A 19,774-nucleotide genomic window follows, 5' to 3' on the forward strand; every position below is an offset into this window, starting at 1 on the left:
GTGTCTGTGCTAAGATGAGGGTAAATGATGATTCAAGCTGGGGAACAAGGCTAGAAGGGGTGCACATTGAAGAAAATACTTGTCATTGACGATGAAATCGCAATCAGAGATTTAATTGAGCTTGTACTGAGAAGAGAAAACTACGTCGTTCAAACGGCTGAAAACGGTAAAATAGCCCTGCAGCTGCTGGATACTTTTGGGCCGGATCTAGTGGTGCTTGATTTGATGTTGCCTGACTGCTCCGGATATGACCTATGCAAGGAAATCACCGGGAAACGTGCCGTTCCTGTGATCATGCTCTCTGCCAAAAATGAGGTAATCGACAAGGTGTTGGGACTAGAGCTAGGGGCGGAAGATTACATAACCAAACCCTTTGACAATCGTGAATTGCTCGCTCGGATCAAGGTCATTCTGAGAAGAAACGAGAGCAAGGAAGAATCAAGTGAAGGAACAGAAGTGAAATCTACACGCATCATTCATGAAGAACTGACATTTGATCTGGAAAGCCGCAGGGTGCTGAAAAACGGTGTACCCGTGTCTTTAACGGCCAAAGAGTTTAAAATTCTGGAAACGTTACTCAAAAGGCCAGACAAAATCTTTACCCGGGATGAGCTGCTGCAGATCGGATGGGGATATGATTTTATGGGAGACAGTCGCAGTGTAGATATGACCATCATGCGATTACGGAAGAAGCTGGAGGATAACGCCGACGAACCGAAGTATGTCAGGACGATCTATGGATTTGGCTATCAACTTGGAGGTGGCGAGGCCTGAAGTATGCAACCCGGTTACTGCTGAATTATTTATTTTTCTCCGTGCTGTCCTTTGGCATCATCATTTTTGCGGTGAATAAAGCCATCGATTATTACAGCTTCATTACCATTGAGAAACAGATGATGGAGAAAGCAGATCTGTCCGAGTTGTCCTTCCGTGAGGTGTTATCACAGCATAGGTCAACTTCAGGAGACCCCCAGACCAAGGAAATTGTCAGACTTGCTCTAGAGAAGCTGAAAGCTTCGGGCAAGGAAGTACGTATCTATGACAGCTCCAAGCAGTTGCTGGGCTTGGCTGTGGATGGCATCATCATTAATGATGGCAAACCTCTTATTTTCGAAAAAAATATTGAGAAATCCCTGAGCGGCAGTTATGCCTACACCGTAACGGAAGATCATCTGCTTTATTTTGCGACGCCCATTCAGGATCAATTCTACGAGAACGCTTATGTGTATGAGTTCGTGGAGGACATTTCCTACTTTTATGCGATTATGGACCAAATCCGTTATATCTTGTTTGCGGGTGCAGGCGGATTTATTGTACTGATTACGTTATCCAGTCTGTGGATTGCCCGCAACACTACCAAGCCGATTAAACTGTTGCTTAGCGCTACGCAAAGTTTCTCTAGACAGGAGTTTCGGAGAGTTCATCTCAATCGGAAGGATGAGCTGGGCATGCTGGCAGATGGGCTGGATTCCATGGGGCGGCAGCTTCATGATTACATTCAGTACCAGAAACAATTTGTCTCCAATGTATCTCACGAGTTAAAAACACCCTTGGCAGCCATTCGTGGTTTCTCTCAGTACTTGGTTGAAGGGGAGAACGAGGACAAGGAGTTGCAAAAAATCTATGCTCATCTGCTGCAGGAATCGGATCGGCTGACGCGCTTGATCAATGAACTGTTGTTGTTATCCCGATTCGACAAGGCTGGTTCTAACGATTTGGAAGTCGAGAAGACAGAAATGAACGAACTGATTCAGCAAGTCGCAACGAATATGGGTGCCAAGGCCAAGGATAAAGGGATAGAGATCAGAGTTAGTCAGGCGGAGGAAGAACCGGATGATGAGGGTAAGACAAGAGTTTACGCCAACGTAAATCCAATGCTGATGTCTCATGCGATTGCGAACCTTGTGGACAATGCCATCAAATATTCAGGCGGTCCATCGCTAATCCAATTGAAGTTGGAACATACGCCAAGCGAGGTAGTTATACGGATACGTGATCAAGGTATTGGTATCGCGGGCGATGAGCTGGAGCGAGTGCAGGAACGTTTTTACCGGGCGAAAAATGCAAGCACAGCGAACGGTTCAGGTCTTGGGCTTTCTATTTGCAAGGAGATTGTCGAGCGGTTTAATGGTTATATTGACATGGAAAGTCAAATCGGGGAAGGAACAACCGTTACGATTGTGTTGCCCCGTGCGGAAACACGCGGGTAAATAATTAACGTTACAAGATTGGTACATTTCTGTTATGAGACTAACAAATGATTTATTTATAATCACTTCATAAGAACAAATCACACATTTATGGAGGGATCATGATGAAATTGATAAACAAAGCAACAGGTGTTATCGTACTAGGTGCTCTACTAACGGTGGCATTAGCGGGCTGTCAGTCCAATGATGCTACGCCCCCAGCAACCGGACAGAACACAGCGAATGAACAGAGCAAAGGCGAAGGAGCAACCAATTCTCCTGCGCCTGCTTCCGAAAGTTCGGAAGAAAAGGGTACTGAAGCTATTAAAGAAGGTTCGATGGAGAAGGAAGGTAATGTGGTGCTGAAGGAGCTTGCTTTTGTCTATAATGAGCACACCATTGCGATTTCGGATACAGCGAATGAAGATCAGATGGAACAGATGCTGGGCAAACCGGATAACCTGAAATCTCATACGTACAGTGCCGACGATGGAACCAACATGGATACGTTAATCGGTTTTACAGAAAAGGTCTATACGTATCCTGGTCTGGAGATTAAAACAATCAGTATACCAGAGGGAAAACAAGACTCCATCTTTCATATCGAAATTACAGATCCTAAGTACGCGACAGCGCGAAACATTAAAGCAGGAGATAGCCTGGATACACTCAAGAACGCCTACCCTGAGGGGAAACTGCTTGGTGATGGAGCCCCAGATGAAGAGGATGACTTCCGTTACGAACCATCCAATTATGTGGATGTAATGTCGTTTCATATCAAGGATGACAAGGTGGAGAGCATTCAGATCTACAGCCTTCTGGACTAATATTTAGGAATCGATGTTGGTAAGCCATTCATACGATTCACCTTTAGTACCTGATAAAAATGAAAAGTTAACCCTCATACTCCTGAAAAGGAGCATTGAGGGTTAACGTAGTTTTAGGACTTTTAAATTAAGCGCTGCTTGGGCAAATGCAGAATAACGTTGAATTGATCACCATGAATTTCAATTTTGATCTCCCCGCCGTGCAGCTCAACGATACTTTTCACAATGGACAGCCCTAGGCCGGAGCCTTCTGTCTGGCGGGATTCATCTGCTCTTTTGAAACGCTCGAACAACTCTTCCGCAGCAAAATCAATCTCATAAGCAGCAGTATTTTGAATTTTGAATAGCACCAGATCATCAGACTCGTCCAAATAAATATAGATTCTGGTTCCCGGAAGCGAATATTTCTGCGCGTTGCCAATTAAATTTTCGAATACACGCCAAATTTTATTGCCGTCCAAATGTGCATGGATCGGGAATTTCGCAATCCTCTCCCGAATCACAGGCGACGCTTGTCCTATACTGGTGTTGGACTCGGCAATCGCCTGTGTCAACAATGTCGCGACATCGACGTACTCAATATCCAGCTCTACTGTACCGCTGGCCATCTTTGAGATTTCGAACAGGTCTTCAATCAACAGCTTCATCCGTAGCGCCTTCCGGTCCAGGGTTTCAATATAGGCTCGGGTGGTCTCTGTAGACAGATTTTCTTTTTTTAATAAATCAACATAGTTGATAATAGAAGTAAGTGGGGTCTTCAAATCATGTGATACGTTGGTAATCAGCTCTGTTTTTAACCGTTCGCTCTTCATTTGATTCTCCAGCGCGCTTTGATACCCGGCTTTCATATTGTTAATATAACCAGCAAGCTTGGATAGATCATCCTTGCCGGTATCCTGAATTGTGTTTTGAATATTTCCTTCGGCAATCTCTTTGCTCCCGTTGATAATGGCGATGAATCTTCTAAGCTTGGAAAGTATATATGGAACCAAGAACAACACGTAGAGCAACAAATAAAGTAGAAGCCACCCCTGTCCGTAATATGTGACTGCCTGCCAAATACAAATGCCGGCTATCGCGGTTAGCAAAAGCATCATGATGAGGCCAAACGTTAGTCTCCCGTTTTGTAAACTGGCTCTAAGACCGGTTCTCCAAATATGAAAGTAATCCATCAGCAGACTGCCATGCCAGAAGGAACGCCTACTATGGGGTGCCTTAAAATAAAGAAACAGTCTGCTTGCCAGCAGGCAAAGAATAATTAAGGCAAGCAGTGTCTGGATATAACTTGAAGTTGAATAGCTCAGACTCAACCCCGTGTATGAATACCTGTTTATGAGTACGAGGCTCCATAGAATCGCGGCGACAATGATGACAATAAGGTCAATTGGAACCTTCCGATCGGCTTTATTTTTTCTCGATTTTGTATCCAATTCCCCATACCACCTTTAAATATTTTGGGTCTTTGGGATTGATTTCAATTTTTTCACGAATGTTTCTCACATGTACGGCAACCGTATTCTCTGAAGTGAAGATCAGTTCATTCCACACGCGCTCATAAATCTCTTCGATTGAGAAAACTCTGCCCTTGTTCTCCATCAGCAGCTCCAAAATTTTGTATTCTTTCGGGGTCAATCTGACGTCCTCTCCATCTATCTCAACAGTCTTCGAGCTTTTGTTCAGCACGAGTCCTCTTACTTGGATGAGCTCATCCCCGTTTGACTGGAAGGAACCTAAATTCGTAAACCGGCGCAGCTGAGATCGGACTCTAGCGATCAGCTCTAGAGGATTGAACGGCTTCGTAATATAGTCATCAGCCCCAACGTTGAGTCCCAAAATCTTGTCGCTATCTTCTGACTTGGCGGAAAGCATAATGATCGGTATATTTTTGTTTTCACGAATTTTAAATGTCGTTTTAATTCCATCGAGCTGTGGCATCATGTTGTCCATGATAATAAGATGAATGGTTTCTTGTTCAAGAATTTCCAGCGCCTCCAATCCGTTAGAGGCAGTTAATACATCCACATCTTCGCTTTTCAAATAAATAACGAGCGCTTCTCGAATTTCCGGTTCATCGTCTACAACAAGAATGTTATTTATAGCCATTATTTCTCACCTTCATCACGATATTTCTTATACTTACTAATCCGGGACTCATGTATCCCGAAAATTCAACATGGCCGGGGGGAGCGTCTGCAAGCATCAGCTCCTCTGGTGATTTTTCCTGATCCGTGTAAAATCCATGCACCCCGAACCTGGACAGAATCTGCATAACCGGTCTGCTGTTGACGGTGTGAACATAGCTTTTCACCCCAAACTTATGTAGTGTTGGAACTAAATTGGGGTTTAGATACACACGGTATACAGGCATGGCAACCGCTGTCAGTTGTTTGTCCCTTACGAATTCTACAATACTTTCGGCGGAGGCGCCAGTTTTGTAAAGTGAATATATTTTGTTTGGAAAGGGGTGGATTCCCATAACCGTGTCATACATTTCCGGGCTGAAAATTTCAGGTATAATCCGGTTGAGCAGTGCAGGATCCGTACGTCGAACCTCATTGACTAGATGCGCAAACTGCTGCTGAATTTGCTCTTTGATGCCTGCTTTCGTATCCACAATTAAGTCAAAATCAGGATATTGCTGCATCAGCTGCAGTATGTCCGGCAGTGTAAGAGGGTGGAATCTTCCCATGATAAGCGAGTTTGCAAACTGAAGCGTTGTTACGTTTCGTCCGCGATGAGCGGCCAAATCCGGCTGTAGCCTCTGCGACCAATCATGTCTGGCTACAAGCTTCCCGTCCGTCGTCTGCACAAGATCAACCTCGAACAAACGGTACCCTCTATTGTAATTGGATATAAATGCCTCATAAGAATTGGTGTAGCTAGCCCCGTTAACTCCACCAAATGCATGGGCAATAAGCCTATTTTCCTGCCAGTCGCTGGTGCCAGCTGTAGATTCCAGCTGATTCTGACCTGTCCTAACAAGCCCCCAGTTGCACCAGATCATTCCTGCCGTAATGACTATGAGTAAGCTTAACATCATCGTTTTCTTCATTCGTTCTGCTCCTTTGTTATCCCGATGTAAGTCATACTACAGGACTCAAATGAAGAAGGAGTGGTATAAAAACGAAGGAATTTATGAAGTTTGTACATTTCACTACCAAACGAGATTTCTTCACTGAAAAGAAGACATTCACAGTCACAACTTTCCGCCTAGTCACGCCCCCCGTATGCACTGTTCAATGACCCCGAATGAAATGAAATTGGTACTTCAGAGTTTAAGAAGAGTTTTGGTAATCAACAAGTATTAACAGATCTGAATTTTCAATTTGAAAAGGATAAATTTATGGCCTTACCGCTGGCAATACTACCAACTCTCTGAACACCGATGCAAACATCACGATGTTAAATAATTATTTTCGCTTGTTTGATGCATCTCGCACTGACGATCGGGCTATGAAGGACTTGTTATCCCTGTTCACGCAGAATGCTGAAATTGTTTCAAACGGTAGCAGTCGTACAGGATTCGAGGTGGTTATTAAGACTTTTTATGAATACAATAAAGACATTAAACATATGTGGGATGCATGGGTTCTTCAGCCCGACGGCAGTTATCGAACTAACTGGGCAGTATGCGGGCAATCAGTAGATGGCACGGTGTATGCGAAGGCGGGTATAGATATTATGCGTGTGAACGAGTCAGGGCAGATCGTGTATCTGAAGAACGTGCAGACGACTGAAGATGCTTACAATGAATATAACTCGTAAGATGAATATAGGTGGTTGTTACTTCATAGGCCTCTGGTAAGCAACCATTGCTAGTTTGCTACATAGTAACCCATTTTTTTGATCAGTAGACATAATTTTATCGACTTATATTTTAGATTCACAGCATCTGTGGCCTTCAACCGAACTATCCTAAAACTAAAGAAACCGATGGGACTTTACATAAGTAAAATGCCCATCGGTTTTTATTTTATCTCAACAATAAGATACCTTCTTATTCTGGTGGTGAAAATAGGTCAGGCTGGATAACTTGGCTAGGTACGTCGCGTAGAGTGAGCTTCATGCTAATCTAACATGATTTTCTCGTTAACCATTTGATAGTAATACTCATCCATCTGTTCTGCCGTAACATCTTCTTCAAGATGATATATCCACCACGTCACAAGTAAACTAATGACCCCTGAATGATATTCGGCTAAGAGTTCTATGGGAGGTGAAAATGGTTTACCTCTTCTTTTTAATTCCAGAAAATCTCTTCTGGATATATCTCCGATATAGTTTTTGAAAAAGTCAGTAAATCCCTTGTCATTCTTCTGGTTTTGAACAATCGGCTCCAGTAAATTCTCCAACATGAATCTAGATAGGCTTTGCAAGGGCTGCCGAAGCCGATCTTCTATACTCATTTGTAAATAATCCTGAAGAACCCACGTGAGGGTAGCGGATAACAGCGCAAATTTATCCTCAAAATGTTTGTAAAACGTTGTACGGTGAACCATCGCTTTATCACATATCTCATTAATCGTGATATTGCTGAATAGTTTGCCTTGCTCAGATAACAGATCTCTAAAGGCCGTAATTAACAATTTATGAGTCCTGGCAACTCTTAAATCAAGCTTTTTTTCATTGATTTTCATCTACACCACTTCCATATCGTAGTTTAACTATATGCCATCGCTATATTGATTCTTACTATAAAAGAAATTTTGATTATATATTGGTATTATAAGTAATATTTTGATTGATCTACAAGTGTAGATTAAAATCTAATTTCTAGAAAGGATGAATCTTCAGTGTCTGACATGAAAAAAGTTGTGGTGATCGGAGCAGGGATTGCTGGATTAATTACTGCAAGAATGTTAGCTGATTATTATGAGGAAATATGTGTGATTGAGAGGGATGAATTCCCTTCGGAGCCAAATAACCGACAGGGTGTGCCTCAATCTTTTCATCCACACCGTGTACAACCACGCGGCGCGCTAATTATGGAACATTATTTCCCAGGATACAATGACGAATTGATAGCATTGGGAGCGATCTCTTCACACGATGAGAAGCTTATAGTTACTAATCGATACGGTACATTAGTTAACAAAGAGGATCCTTCTTCATTAAAAATTGCATCGTGCAGCAGAGCTTTGCTGGAATGGGTGCTGCGCAAACGAATCCAAAATATCCCTCATATAAGCTTCTTAACAAGTATGGAAGTTACCGGACTCATCGTATCTGAAGACCAGCATGCTGTTACAGGCATTTATACCAAAGAAAGAAGCGGTGAAAAAAGGGAAGACCAACTTCCAGCGGATATGGTTATTGATGCCTCAGGACGTTCTTCCAAATTGATTAGGTGGCTTGATAAAATAAGGTTGAATGTGCCAGAACCAGAAGTGCTAAAGGTATCTCTTGGTTATAGCACTCGTTATTACAAAATAAAATCCTCTATTCCAAATGAATTCGTGATGTCTGATTCAGATCCTGAGCAAGGTATTCGTGCAGGCATATTTACGCGCATTGAAGATGATATCGCTGGACTCATTCTTTTCAATGCTGGAGGGGAGGAGTATCCTTCAACTCAGCCAGAGGAGTTTCAAGAACAACTCAAGCATCTATTTGCTTCAGATAAAATTGTGGAGTTGATGGAACGGTTGGAGCCTGTGCAAGGGCCGCGCGGATATCGTATATCCGAGTCTATTCGTCAGCATTTTGAACTCATGGAAGATTGGCCCTCTGGTTTACTCGTCCTTGGTGATGCATTTTGCAGCTTTGATCCAATTCATGGACAAGGCATCACCGTTGCTGCGATCGAAGCTGAGACTATAGGAAAATGTTTGGAAGCACAGCGCTTGCATCCCGATCCGCAGTTTGAACGGAACGTATTGCTGCGTATGCAGCAGGCCATCGATCCGGCTTGGTGGCTTAGTTCCGTGGCTGACCTGCGTTGGAGAGGGGTAGAACATGGTGGGCCTTATGAACTGAAAGGAGTGGATTTTGCTCAGAAATATATCAACTTATTTACGAAGAAAGCGATGAAAAAAGCGGATCAGGAAAAAGATAACCATCTCTTTTTTATGCAATTCCTGATGAATGCTTTGATCCTTCCTCCAAGTGAATATTTCAAAGCGGATGTCCTGGACATGATTTTGAACGACAATGGTTCAGAAGAAGAAATGGAATTAAGAGCAGCGCTTCGTATCCAGGATCCGGAATTGTACCAGCAAAAATTAGATGAGGTAATTCCATTATTCCAACTGGACTATGATGAAGAGATTAAGAAACTGCTGGAAACTCTTCAGCCTGCGATGAGCTAATAAAACAACTTAAAAGCTGTGTGTAGGGGTGAGTACAACCACCACAACTAATAGTCGAGAAACCCAGGTGATTCATAGACCTTGGGTTTCTTTCATGTTTGAATGAGGACGTACAATTGAATAACGAGGTGACGGTGCTCGCAAGTGAGGAGGCTGCACCCTGTTTGACCGGAGCCATTCCGCTTATTAAAAGTAAAGTTACCCTCGAGCTAGCATGCAGCAACCCTTTGAAACACTGTGTTACTTTTATGTTACAAATGTGAATCTGTGATACCTTGAACTAAATACGAAATAACATATATTTTATGAATTAATCTATGTAGCATAAGTTGTGCAAACAAATACATGATAAAAAAACCGATAAAGCGGGATTCGTTTTTATCCAGATCAGCTGAAGGTTTAAAAGAAAGGTGGGCTTACTAAATGAGTCAAACATTTCAATTTCCTAATGGTTTTTTGTGGGGCGGTTCCGTCTCTGCGAACCAAATTGAGGGTGCATATCTAGAGGACGGGAAAGGACTATCCATTTCGGATATCATGCCGCACGGCATTCAGACACCTCCAACAACAGAACCAACAGAGGAGAATATGAAGTTAATCGCAATTGACTTCTATAATCGATACAAGGAGGACATTAAACTCCTTGCCGAAATGGGTTTCAAAGTTTTCCGCACGTCTATCGCCTGGTCCAGAATCTTCCCCAAAGGGGATGAACTTGAGCCAAACGAAAAAGGCCTCCAATTTTACGACAACCTTTTTGACGAGTGCCGGAAATACGGAATTGAACCTCTAGTTACGATCTCTCATTATGAGACTCCTCTACATCTCGTTAGGGAATATGATGGCTGGGCGAATCGAAAAATGATCGGTTTCTATGAACGGTATGTGCGAGCCATTTTCGACAGATATAAAGACAAAGTGAAGTATTGGCTTACATTTAACGAGATTAATTCTATTCTGGAACACCCGTTTGTGGGCGGCGGGATTAACACGCATGCGGATCAACTTAGCAAACAGGATCTGTACCAAGCGGTTCACCACGAGTTTGTTGCAAGTGCTCTGGCGGTTAAAATAGGGCATGAAATTAACCCTGATTTCAAAATTGGTTGTATGGTCATTGCTATGCCGATTTACCCATTGACTCCTGACCCTAATGATATGATCAAAGTGATGGAAGCTGATCATAAGAATACAGGTTTCACGGATGTCCATGTGCGTGGTTACTACCCAGGCTACATGAAACGTTATTTGAAAGATAACGGAATTACCATTCATTTTGAACCTGGCGATGAAGAAATTCTGAAAAATACCGTTGACTTTATTTCCTTTAGCTACTACCAAAGTAGTTGCGAAACGGCTGATCCAGCCAAGCAAATTAAAGGAGAAGGAAACCTGATTGGTGGTGTTCCTAATCCGCTCTTGACCGCGAGTGATTGGGGCTGGCAGATCGACCCCCAAGGCCTGAGGTACATCATGAATGCGATGTATGACCGTTATCAGAAGCCATTATTCATCGTTGAAAATGGATTAGGAGCCGTAGATGAACTGATTACGGACGGAAATGGTAATAAAACCGTTATTGATGATTATCGCATTAAATATTTGAAGGAGCACTTGCTTCAAGTTGCTGAAGCCATTCAAGATGGTGTTGAATTGATGGGATATGCATCATGGGGTTGTATTGACTTGGTTAGTGCAACAACTGCAGAGATGAAAAAACGGTACGGATTCATCTATGTGGATCGTCATGATGATGGTTCAGGAACATTGGAACGCTATCGTAAGAAATCCTTCCACTGGTATAAGGATATCATTCAGAGCAACGGGAGCAGCTTGTTTCGTGAATAGCAACAGGTGCTGATGTTGGAATACGTATATTACAGATTAGCGTACAGGCCTACAGAATAAATTAAGAAAGGGCCGCCAGTCAGCGGCTCTTTCTTAGTTTAATATTGATATTTGAACGATTAGGGAGCAGAATATGAGAAAAAAAGTGTTTTTAATAATTGCATTATTTGTTGCTACATTGAATTTGCGCCCAGCTATTAATTCTATATCTCCGCTGCTAGATACGATTCGGGAAGATCTGGGGATGAGCGCTGCACTAGCCAGTTTGCTAACTTCTATACCTGTACTGTGTATGGGCGTATTTTCACCTTTTGCCGTCAAAGCAAGTGGGAAATGGGGAATAGAACGAATTATTGGATATTCCCTGATTGTGGTGGGAATCGGAATAGCCACTCGGCTATTTACACAGTCTACGTTCGTTTTACTTTTATCTGCATTAATCGTAGGTATCGGGATCGCTTCGATTGGCCCGTTAACTTCAGGTTTTATTAAAAAATATTTTCCCGATCATGTTCCATCTATGATTGCACTCTATAGTATTGCAATCACTGTAGGGGCTGCGGTCAGTTCAATGGTATCCATTCCTTTAGAAGCATACTTCAATTCTTGGCAGATAGCAGTAGGAGGGTGGGCAGTAATTGCCTTTGTAGCAGCGATCATTTGGTGGATCATGGTGAAGCCGCGATCTGAATCTGCTCATGTGAGTGAACGAAAAGAACGTCCGCAAATTAAACTTCCCTGGGGAAATAGAAGCGCATGGACGCTTACGCTTTCATTTGGATTAATGGCTATGTTGTTTTATTCTTTTACAGCGTGGCTCCCGTTAATGATTCAGGAAATGGGGTATAGCAAATCCTATGCAACGCTTTGTCTGACCATATTTGTTGTCATCCAAATCCCAATTAGTTTTGTACTTCCTGTATTATTGAAGAACTTTCCTTCAAGAAGAGTATGGATGGTTGGTGAATCTCTGTTCATGATTGTTGGTTTGATTTTATTGATGATGAATTTCATACCGATGGTTTCCGTTGTACTCTTTGGAGTTGGAGCAGGGGGCTTGTTCACTTTAAACCTGATGTTACCGATTGATTCTACAACCAATGTGAACGATGCAACTTCCTGGTCAGCGATGCAGCAATCTGCCGGGTATGTTATTGGAGCGATGGGTCCAATATTGCTAGGTTGGATTCATGATGCTTCCAATAGTTTCACACCTGCTATGATTGGAATGATTGTGATCATCATTCTAATGATTATGACGCAAATTGCAGCAACACGAGGATAAAAAGTAATGGAAAGCGTCTAACGTAGTCATCCCATAGAGAGTCATTAAGACTGAAAAGAGAGCCTAGAGGGCTCTCTTTCTGGTGCGTGTTTATAAAAAGATCGGGTTCTCTCTCATAGCTCTAATTCTGTATTTACCATTTCTTTGAAAACCTCTCGTCCCAGCCATTCTAAAAGGAACGCAACAGGAACCTGAGTGGTGATGTTAGTGGATTCATAATACTCTTCTTTTACATAATAAGGGATATTCACATCTGATATTTTAGCCATGGTGGATTGGCGATTGTTTGTTATCGCCACAATTTTATTTTGCTCCTGCTTGATCCGTTGGAGATAAGGTAGAACATACGGGTTTTCACCTCGCGTAGATAATGCAATCGTAACGCTGTCTTTTTGCATTTTGATATGAACAGGATAATGAGGATCTTTTATGTACACGGAGCATATCCCTAGATTTGAGAAAAATCGGGCTCCATACTCACCCATTATTCCAGAGCTCCCGATACCAATAAAAATGACGCTACTGGCTTTAGCAATTAACTTTGCTGCCGTTTGAATTTTTTCCTCCAATTCAGGAGATTGAGAACGTTCAAAAAACTCATACACAGCATGATGTGGACTTTTTAACTCCTGCTTCGTTAGTTTACCCTTTTGGGAAATGAGCATCTTAAGTTTTACTTTAAATTCCGAAAATCCCTCACATTGATTCTTTCTGCAAAATCGCATAATGGTGGCTGTAGATACATGAGTTTCATCGGCCAGCTCTCTAATCCGCATGTACGCCACTTTTTCCATGTTCTGAGAAATATAGTTATATAAAGATAATTCCAATTCATTATAGGATGAGATTTGTTCACTGGTGAACATGGATATACACTCCCTTAGACCATAATAAAAATAATAGGTAACCTGCTTAGGCAGTATACATTACCTATGCGCAAAAAACAACGCGTTACATTTTTGTTACAAAAATCATTTCGTGTCAAAGGAAACTAAACACTTAAACAATATATATTTTCTTCTCTGTTCTGAGTAACATGACGTTATAACATATGTTTCGCACTTCCATTATAACTGGCTAACGCGTCCATGGTCAGAGAACGAAGGTGGCAACGAATAAACCAACCTACCCTTAACTAGTTCCAGTTTCAAGCTTGTTGAGCTTCCTTAGTCTGCTTAAGAATGTCACAATAGCTGTCATATGAAAACATAATGAGTTTGTTTTGCCATCCTCAAAAATTTAGCTTTACTACCTTAATATACGTCGAAGGAGCCTTACATCATGGATAAACAACAATTGTCCAAAGATATTCTCAAACTGGTTGGTGGGGAAGAGAATATCGATCAAGTTACGCACTGTATGACTCGACTCAGATTCAATCTAAACGATAACAATCTAGCAGACAGAACAACGTTAAAAAACACACCTGGCGTTATGGGTGTAACGGAAAACGGTGGACAGTTTCAGGTGATTATTGGCAATGAAGTTTCCGAAGTGTACAAAGCACTAGTGAACAATATGAGCATGAAGCCTAACGGAGAGAGTGCTCCAAAAGGTGGAAAGAAACAAAGAAATCCGATCAGCGCATTATTTGATTTCATCTCGGGCATGTTCACGCCAATCCTGCCAGCAATTGCTGGCGCAGGTATGATCAAAGGGATCGTGTCCATTCTGGTGGCTCTTGGTTGGATGACAAATACAAGTTCAACCTATATCATTTTGTCTGCGGTTGGCGATGGCGCATTCTACTTCCTGCCCATTATTCTGGCCATTAGTGCTGCGAAGAAAATGGGGAGCAATGTTTATGTAGGTGCTGCACTAGCGACTGGTCTCATGCATCCAACCATTACAGCGTTGCTTCAAGAGGGTAATACTTCGTTTGCAGGCATTACGGTTATTGCCACATCCTATGCATCATCGGTTATTCCCATCGTCATTGCAATCTGGATCGCTGCTTACGTGGAGAGAGCGATTGACCGCATCACTCATTCTTCACTGAAACTGATTGTTGTACCAACGGTTACGTTACTCATCATGGTACCACTAACCTTGATCGCGATCGGGCCACTGGGTGGCATTATTGGAAACGGTTTATCTGGGGGTATCAGATGGTTATTTGATAACGCATCCATTTTGGCAAGTATCTTGATTGGTGGCACAATGTCTGTGCTGATTATTACAGGCATGCATTATGCACTGTTGCCGCTTGCAGTTGGTTCGATTGCAACACTTGGTTACGATTTTATCGTTCCGTTAATGTTCGCAGCTAATATGGCCCAGGGTGGTGCTGCATTTGGTGTGGGCTTCAAGTCTAAAAACACCCAAACCAAATCACTTTCATATTCTACAGGACTGACCGCTCTTATGGGAATTACGGAGCCTGCCATGTACGGAATTAACATGAAATTCAAAAAACCATTTATTGCAGCGCTCATTGGGGGCGCAGTCGCTGGGGCGTTTCTGGGAACCTTTTCTGTTAAAGCCTATTTCATTAGCACTGTAGGTCTTCCGGGAGCTGCCTCATATGTCGGTCCAGACATTAGCAACCTGCTCTTTGCACTGATTGCTGCTTTAATTGCATTCGTTGTAGCTAGCGTAATTACTTATTTTCTGGGCTTCCAGGAAGAGGCAGCTGCACCATCAGCAATATCCACAACTACACCTGTAGTAAATGAAGACACTAAATTACAGGATCAACAAATATTCAGCCCCATGAATGGGGAAGTTAAGCCACTTAGCCTAGTGCCAGATCCTGCTTTTTCAGAAGAAATGATGGGTAAAGGATTTGCCATTCAACCTGCTGAAGGACGTGCAGTATCTCCGGTTAACGGCACAGTAATATCTGTGTCCAAGAGTGGACATGCTATTGGTCTCGTAAGTGATCTTGGCGCAGAGATGCTGATTCACATCGGGATTGATACGGTAAAGCTGAAAGGCCAATTTTTCTCGCCCAAGATTCAGGCAGGAGCAAAAGTATCCGTAGGTGATCTATTGATGGAATTTGACCGTGAAGAGATCGAAAAAGCGGGTTACAATATGATTACCCCGGTCATTATTACGAACATGGTTCAATATACCGATGTCCAATCGGCTGGGCGTACCACAATTAATGAAAAAGAATTGATGTACACAGTCAAAGCCTAATTTGGTGTTATTAATAGCGGCAGTGATTCCAAGTTATTTCTGGAACGCTGCCGTTTTTAAATAAAATAAAACACTGCGTTACTTTTGAGTAACAAATGTGATCTCATGTTAATTCAAACTAAAATGCCAAAATGTATATATTTATTTGAATAATAAAAGTAACATAAGTTTTGCAAAATAAAATGTATTACAGACGGATAAGTAGGATTACTCTGAATATGGAGAAATCTCTTACGGAGTTAACACTGAAAGGTGGAACACACAAATGAGTCTAACCATTCGATTAGCGGATGTTTTAATGTGGGAAGGTCTTTAGCTACTAATTCAATAGAAGGGTCTTATATAGAAAATGGTTTTGTCCCAGATGAGTGAATGTAGAATATTTATTTTAGTGAATAGTTAATTAATCTATTTTTCTAGAAATACAGAAATAAGAAGGTGCAATTGTTGAAAAATATGTGGAAAATATATTTATTAGCTGTAATTAGTTTTCTTAATGGCGCATCAGAGTATGTTATTGCCGGGATCCTAGACAAAATTGCTGAATCTAGCAACATTTCAGTTTCTTCTGCTGGACAGCTAATTACAGTGTTCTCTATAGCATTTGGCGTAGGTACTCCTTTTTTAATTGCTTTCACATCTAAATTAGACCGAAAAAAACTCTTAGTTTATGCATTAACTGTATTCTCTGTTATTAACATTTTAATTGCAACGATAACAGGATATGAGATGCTTATCGTAGCTAGAATTATTTCAGCACTTAGTGCCGGTGTTATTCAGGTTACGCTCCTTACTCTTGCTGCGGTTTTGGCTGATCCAGGAAAGCAAGGCAGTTCAATTGCTACAGTTATTATGGGAAATAGTACGGCATTAGTTATCGGTGTACCCATAGGTAGGGTTGTAGCTTCCCATTATGATTGGAACATCATATTTATTGGTCTTGGAGTAATAGGACTTATTCTCTTATTCCTAGCGCTGCTGATCATACCCAAAGTAGTTGCTGAAGAAGTTGTTCCTTTGCGTGATCAGTTTAAATTCATCATGCAACCGCGTATCGCAGCAGCGTTACTGATTACGTTCGTGTGGTTAGGCTCATATTCCATTTTATTTACGTACATTTCACCGTATCTCCTTGATATATTTAGTATGAGTGATCAAGGTGTAACGGTAGCCCTGTTTATATTTGGTATCGCTAGTGCTATTGGTTCCAAAATAGGAGGACTCAGTACAGATAAATGGGGCACATTCCGTACACTAGCTGGTGGCATGGTACTCCACGCCACTGCATTACTGTTGTTCCCGTTTATAGGCCAATCCATATTTCTTCTATATATATTACTTATTTTCTGGGCAATAGCAGCCTGGTCCTCAGGTACGCCGATCCAATTCCAGCTTATAAGTCTCGCTCCCGCTGCTTCAGGCATTGTACTTAGTTTGCATAGCGCGATTGGACAAGTTGGAATGGCTGCCGGAGCTGGTATCGGGGGTATTGCTGTCAACCACAGTTTGTTGAACTACATCCCATGGATCGGCGCGCTTGCCCTTGTGATTGGCATCGTAACAACGTTGCTTGATAACTCTCTACCTAAAAGAAAACAAACGAAAAAATCTTTGCAATAAATAAACACTTGTATCATCTTCGTTTGTTACATGCCTCTTAACGATGTATAAAACCTTCTATAACAATAAGAAAGCAGCTGACCCAAGTGATCAGCTGCTTTCTTTGTTTTATAATTCATAACTCATTAACCCAATAATAGTAGGTCCAACTGCACCAAAGCTTGATGTGATGGGATTAAGTTCACAGCGAATGAAGTCAAGCTTATCGACGGTTTCCGCATACATTTATATACCGGTTGAGACGAGTACTAACCTCCAAGCCTTGTTACACCACAACTAACAATTCTCAAATTTGCATCTTTCATCTGATAATAGGAAAGTATTTATTTCATCGTATAGCAAAGTAAATCAACTGGAAGAGAATTATGTCGAGTTATTAGAAGAATTTTTTATTTGGTCGATATGAACAACAATCCTTAGCGGCAAATTTTCCATCAGTTATTGAAAACTATTTTAGGAAATATCTTAAAGGAGAAAAATTTTTGTTAAACTAAGGAGTAGGTTAGTGTAATTTCCCGTTTTAGATAACGTTATAATATAAACAGAGTTCAAGACATGAATACAATAAATGGAGGGGTAGGATTGAACAAGTATGTGTTACATATAGTTGCAAGTGTAATTTGCATATTGTTACCTGCTATTGGTCTCTTATATGTTTTGTGGGATAGCCACCAACCCAAAATAGGACCTGTAGGAGACGGAAAACCGAATTATCCTTCAATATCTCAATGGATATCTATTGGCTCTTCTTTTATTCTTGGAGTAGTTAATTTACCTCTTTCCATAATTCGATATAGACAAACGGCTAAAGAAGATATAAAAACTTAATGCTTTATTGCGCTAACGTAGAAATTATAATTGAATATACAACGAAAATGAAGCTGCCTGTGTTAGCCGGTGCAGCCTTCATTACGTTAACGGGCAGGATAGATGAATTTTGCGAATGTACGCCAGGTATGCGAACGATAAAAACATAAGTTTAACTTTTAAGATTAAAGTAATGCTACAGTCTTCAGAATTCGCAGAATTCGTCAAAGGAAGTACGATCGAAGAATAAAGAGGTCGAACCCGTCCGAATTTTATGGCTATCAGCCCTTCGATGGTGAAGTGCCTTCATGCACAAGATACGATCATAATCCATTAAACCGGAAGGAATATCTCTTACATGTCTTGAATCACGATAAATCTGAATTAAAGCTGGAGGCGAATGAGATGTTGGAATTAGAGTTTACGACTATAGAGGAGTGGGATGAAGCATTGTGGGCGCGGATGGAGCGAATCTATCATGAGGCTTTTCAAAGCGGCGCTAAGACAAAAGCGATTCTGCGCAGTATGCTGGACCGGAAGATTGGTTATTTACACACGGGCGTGCATCATGGAGAAGTGGTTGCGATGGCTGTTACTGGACTGGAGGGGAAGGTTGCGGACCGCATCCTGATCATCGATTACCTCGCGGTTGAACAGAAGTTGCGTGGGTGGGGCATAGGGACCTGGATGCTAGAGCAACTCAGAGCCTGGGCCTTAAGGGAACACCGGATCAAAGGTATGATTATCGAGGCGGAGTTCGGGACAACGGAGGCTCATCAGGAACGCATTCAGTTCTGGCAACGCAACGGGTTCATCCTAACCTCCTATGTCCATCAATATAGAATGGTGCCAGAGCCATATCAGGCAATGATGCTGCCACTGGATACAAGTACGCATGTGCCTGATGATGGTGAAGCACTGTTTCGTTATATCAATGCTTTTCACAAGGTTGCTTACCGGAAGAGTTAGACCGCATTCAATGGACCTGCAGGAAAATACCGTAGAGATTAGGATGTAAAATGATCGGTTCTTGACTGCGTGGTCAATAACTGATACATTAATCCCATGAGCAGACCAAGAGAATTTGATGTCGATCGTGTATTACACCAGTCTATGGAAGTGTTCTGGAATCAAGGCTTCAAAGCAACTTCTTATGAGGACCTTACGCGTACTACAGGAGTCAAAAAGCAAAGTTTGTACTGTGTTTTTAAAGACAAGCGATCGTTGTTTCTGAAGGCGCTGGCAATTTACCGTGAACAGGTTATAGCGAAACTGAAAGAGATTGAAGCCCTGGATTCGTCTCCCGTTGATAAACTGGATACCTTACGATATTCCCTTTTAGACGATGAAACTAGCTGCCAAGGGTGTCTAATTGTGAATGCATCACTCGAATTCGGAACAGATGACGAGCAGGTCACACGCGAAGCTGAGCTCATGGCAGAAGAGATTCAACTGGTATTAGAGAAGATCATAAGTAGTGGCCAGAAACAACAGTTAATTTCCAACCGGTATACGAGTATAGAGCTTGCATCTTATCTAAATAACACCATTCTTGGTGTGAGAGTTATGGAGAAATCAGGTTCATCCCGTGAACAGATCGAGACGGTTCTGCGTACTTCATTTGGCATGATCATGTCTTGATCTTTTTTTTGTGAAATTCTTGACTACGAAGTCAAAAATAATTGAAGGCGGATTAATACACCACGAAAGCTTGAAGGAGGTGGGGCTTTTCGAGAAAAATCGTGT

The 19,774-nt window shown here is 41.8% G+C and carries 17 protein-coding genes; 12 read left to right on the plus strand and 5 right to left on the minus strand.

Annotated elements, in window-relative coordinates:
- The first annotated feature begins 66 nt into the window (after positions 1–66).
- From NSQ20_RS17605 to NSQ20_RS17615, 3 genes are all read left to right on the plus strand, one after another.
- The gene (locus tag NSQ20_RS17605) at positions 67–774 is read left to right on the plus strand and encodes a response regulator transcription factor (protein WP_036613937.1); all 708 of its coding nucleotides are present in this window, start codon (positions 67–69) and stop codon (positions 772–774) included.
- Positions 775–845: 71 nt separating this feature from the next.
- Complete coding sequence (locus NSQ20_RS17610; protein ID WP_235200814.1) at positions 846–2,210, plus strand: HAMP domain-containing sensor histidine kinase; 1,365 nt, start codon at positions 846–848, stop codon at positions 2,208–2,210.
- 101 nt (positions 2,211–2,311) lie between these two features.
- On the plus strand, positions 2,312–3,016 hold the full coding sequence (locus NSQ20_RS17615) for a hypothetical protein (protein ID WP_340030430.1): 705 nt from the start codon (positions 2,312–2,314) through the stop codon (positions 3,014–3,016).
- A 122-nt stretch (positions 3,017–3,138) separates the two neighbouring features.
- Here NSQ20_RS17615 and NSQ20_RS17620 read toward each other — a convergent pair whose 3' ends face one another.
- Genes NSQ20_RS17620 through NSQ20_RS17630 form a run of 3 tightly spaced genes read right to left on the minus strand, consistent with a single transcriptional unit; the run spans position 3,139 to position 6,068 of the window.
- Positions 3,139–4,446, minus strand: coding sequence for a HAMP domain-containing sensor histidine kinase (locus NSQ20_RS17620; RefSeq protein WP_200868516.1), 1,308 nt, complete (start codon positions 4,444–4,446; stop codon positions 3,139–3,141).
- Positions 4,421–5,119, minus strand: a complete 699-nt coding sequence (locus NSQ20_RS17625) for a response regulator transcription factor (RefSeq protein ID WP_036613934.1) — start codon at positions 5,117–5,119, stop codon at positions 4,421–4,423. The genes NSQ20_RS17620 and NSQ20_RS17625 overlap by 26 nt, the downstream gene beginning before the upstream one ends.
- Positions 5,106–6,068 (minus strand): phosphatidylinositol-specific phospholipase C/glycerophosphodiester phosphodiesterase family protein, encoded by a 963-nt coding sequence (locus tag NSQ20_RS17630; RefSeq protein ID WP_340030433.1) that lies wholly within the window; start codon positions 6,066–6,068, stop codon positions 5,106–5,108. Before NSQ20_RS17630 ends, NSQ20_RS17625 begins: the two co-directional genes overlap by 14 nt.
- Before the next feature lie 347 nt (positions 6,069–6,415).
- Here NSQ20_RS17630 and NSQ20_RS17635 point away from each other — a divergent pair, with 347 nt between their 5' ends.
- On the plus strand, positions 6,416–6,781 hold the full coding sequence (locus NSQ20_RS17635) for a nuclear transport factor 2 family protein (protein WP_340030435.1): 366 nt from the start codon (positions 6,416–6,418) through the stop codon (positions 6,779–6,781).
- Between the two features lie 302 nt (positions 6,782–7,083).
- Here the strand turns inward: NSQ20_RS17635 and NSQ20_RS17640 are convergent, their stop codons facing one another.
- The gene (locus NSQ20_RS17640; RefSeq protein ID WP_076327468.1) at positions 7,084–7,653 is read right to left on the minus strand and encodes a TetR/AcrR family transcriptional regulator; all 570 of its coding nucleotides are present in this window, start codon (positions 7,651–7,653) and stop codon (positions 7,084–7,086) included.
- A gap of 165 nt (positions 7,654–7,818) precedes the next feature.
- Here NSQ20_RS17640 and NSQ20_RS17645 point away from each other — a divergent pair, with 165 nt between their 5' ends.
- From NSQ20_RS17645 to NSQ20_RS17655, 3 genes are all read left to right on the plus strand, one after another.
- Positions 7,819–9,324: an FAD-dependent monooxygenase gene (locus tag NSQ20_RS17645; RefSeq protein WP_076327902.1), complete on the plus strand. Its 1,506-nt coding sequence runs from the start codon at positions 7,819–7,821 to the stop codon at positions 9,322–9,324.
- A gap of 423 nt (positions 9,325–9,747) precedes the next feature.
- Complete coding sequence (ascB, locus tag NSQ20_RS17650) at positions 9,748–11,172, plus strand: 6-phospho-beta-glucosidase (RefSeq protein WP_340030436.1); 1,425 nt, start codon at positions 9,748–9,750, stop codon at positions 11,170–11,172.
- A 133-nt stretch (positions 11,173–11,305) separates the two neighbouring features.
- Complete coding sequence (locus tag NSQ20_RS17655) at positions 11,306–12,457, plus strand: MFS transporter (RefSeq protein ID WP_340030437.1); 1,152 nt, start codon at positions 11,306–11,308, stop codon at positions 12,455–12,457.
- A gap of 113 nt (positions 12,458–12,570) precedes the next feature.
- On the opposite strand, the gene NSQ20_RS17660 is transcribed toward NSQ20_RS17655, so the two are convergent.
- Positions 12,571–13,323, minus strand: coding sequence for a MurR/RpiR family transcriptional regulator (locus NSQ20_RS17660; protein WP_076250570.1), 753 nt, complete (start codon positions 13,321–13,323; stop codon positions 12,571–12,573).
- A gap of 415 nt (positions 13,324–13,738) precedes the next feature.
- Between NSQ20_RS17660 and NSQ20_RS17665 the strand changes: the two genes are divergently transcribed.
- The 5 genes from NSQ20_RS17665 to NSQ20_RS17685 all read left to right on the plus strand — a co-directional run bounded on the left by NSQ20_RS17665 (position 13,739) and on the right by NSQ20_RS17685 (position 19,669).
- Positions 13,739–15,601 (plus strand): beta-glucoside-specific PTS transporter subunit IIABC, encoded by a 1,863-nt coding sequence (locus NSQ20_RS17665; protein WP_340030438.1) that lies wholly within the window; start codon positions 13,739–13,741, stop codon positions 15,599–15,601.
- A gap of 456 nt (positions 15,602–16,057) precedes the next feature.
- Positions 16,058–17,221, plus strand: a complete 1,164-nt coding sequence (locus tag NSQ20_RS17670) for an MFS transporter (RefSeq protein WP_076250661.1) — start codon at positions 16,058–16,060, stop codon at positions 17,219–17,221.
- Positions 17,222–17,803: 582 nt separating this feature from the next.
- Positions 17,804–18,049, plus strand: a complete 246-nt coding sequence (locus NSQ20_RS17675) for a hypothetical protein (protein ID WP_340030439.1) — start codon at positions 17,804–17,806, stop codon at positions 18,047–18,049.
- 384 nt (positions 18,050–18,433) lie between these two features.
- Entirely contained in the window at positions 18,434–18,997 is a 564-nt protein-coding gene (locus NSQ20_RS17680; protein WP_101313857.1) for a GNAT family N-acetyltransferase, read from the plus strand.
- Between the two features lie 96 nt (positions 18,998–19,093).
- Positions 19,094–19,669 (plus strand): TetR/AcrR family transcriptional regulator, encoded by a 576-nt coding sequence (locus tag NSQ20_RS17685; protein ID WP_036673614.1) that lies wholly within the window; start codon positions 19,094–19,096, stop codon positions 19,667–19,669.
- Positions 19,670–19,774: the final 105 nt, after the last annotated feature.

It is taken from the genome of Paenibacillus sp. FSL K6-1122 (assembly GCF_037977015.1).
Classification (GTDB): domain Bacteria; phylum Bacillota; class Bacilli; order Paenibacillales; family Paenibacillaceae; genus Paenibacillus; species Paenibacillus amylolyticus.

Bases quoted from the DNA above. Each gene is read 5' to 3' on its own strand.
- NSQ20_RS17615 (WP_340030430.1), top strand. From the start codon at position 2,312: ATGATGAAATTGATAAACAAAGCAACAGGTGTTATCGTACTAGGTGCT.
- NSQ20_RS17625 (WP_036613934.1), bottom strand. From the start codon at position 5,119: ATGGCTATAAATAACATTCTTGTTGTAGACGATGAACCGGAAATTCGA.
- NSQ20_RS17630 (WP_340030433.1), bottom strand. From the start codon at position 6,068: ATGAAGAAAACGATGATGTTAAGCTTACTCATAGTCATTACGGCAGGA.
- NSQ20_RS17635 (WP_340030435.1), top strand. From the start codon at position 6,416: ATGTTAAATAATTATTTTCGCTTGTTTGATGCATCTCGCACTGACGAT.
- NSQ20_RS17640 (WP_076327468.1), bottom strand. From the start codon at position 7,653: ATGAAAATCAATGAAAAAAAGCTTGATTTAAGAGTTGCCAGGACTCAT.
- NSQ20_RS17645 (WP_076327902.1), top strand. From the start codon at position 7,819: ATGAAAAAAGTTGTGGTGATCGGAGCAGGGATTGCTGGATTAATTACT.
- ascB (WP_340030436.1), top strand. From the start codon at position 9,748: ATGAGTCAAACATTTCAATTTCCTAATGGTTTTTTGTGGGGCGGTTCC.
- NSQ20_RS17655 (WP_340030437.1), top strand. From the start codon at position 11,306: ATGAGAAAAAAAGTGTTTTTAATAATTGCATTATTTGTTGCTACATTG.
- NSQ20_RS17660 (WP_076250570.1), bottom strand. From the start codon at position 13,323: ATGTTCACCAGTGAACAAATCTCATCCTATAATGAATTGGAATTATCT.
- NSQ20_RS17665 (WP_340030438.1), top strand. From the start codon at position 13,739: ATGGATAAACAACAATTGTCCAAAGATATTCTCAAACTGGTTGGTGGG.
- NSQ20_RS17670 (WP_076250661.1), top strand. From the start codon at position 16,058: ATGTGGAAAATATATTTATTAGCTGTAATTAGTTTTCTTAATGGCGCA.
- NSQ20_RS17680 (WP_101313857.1), top strand. From the start codon at position 18,434: ATGTTGGAATTAGAGTTTACGACTATAGAGGAGTGGGATGAAGCATTG.
- NSQ20_RS17685 (WP_036673614.1), top strand. From the start codon at position 19,094: ATGAGCAGACCAAGAGAATTTGATGTCGATCGTGTATTACACCAGTCT.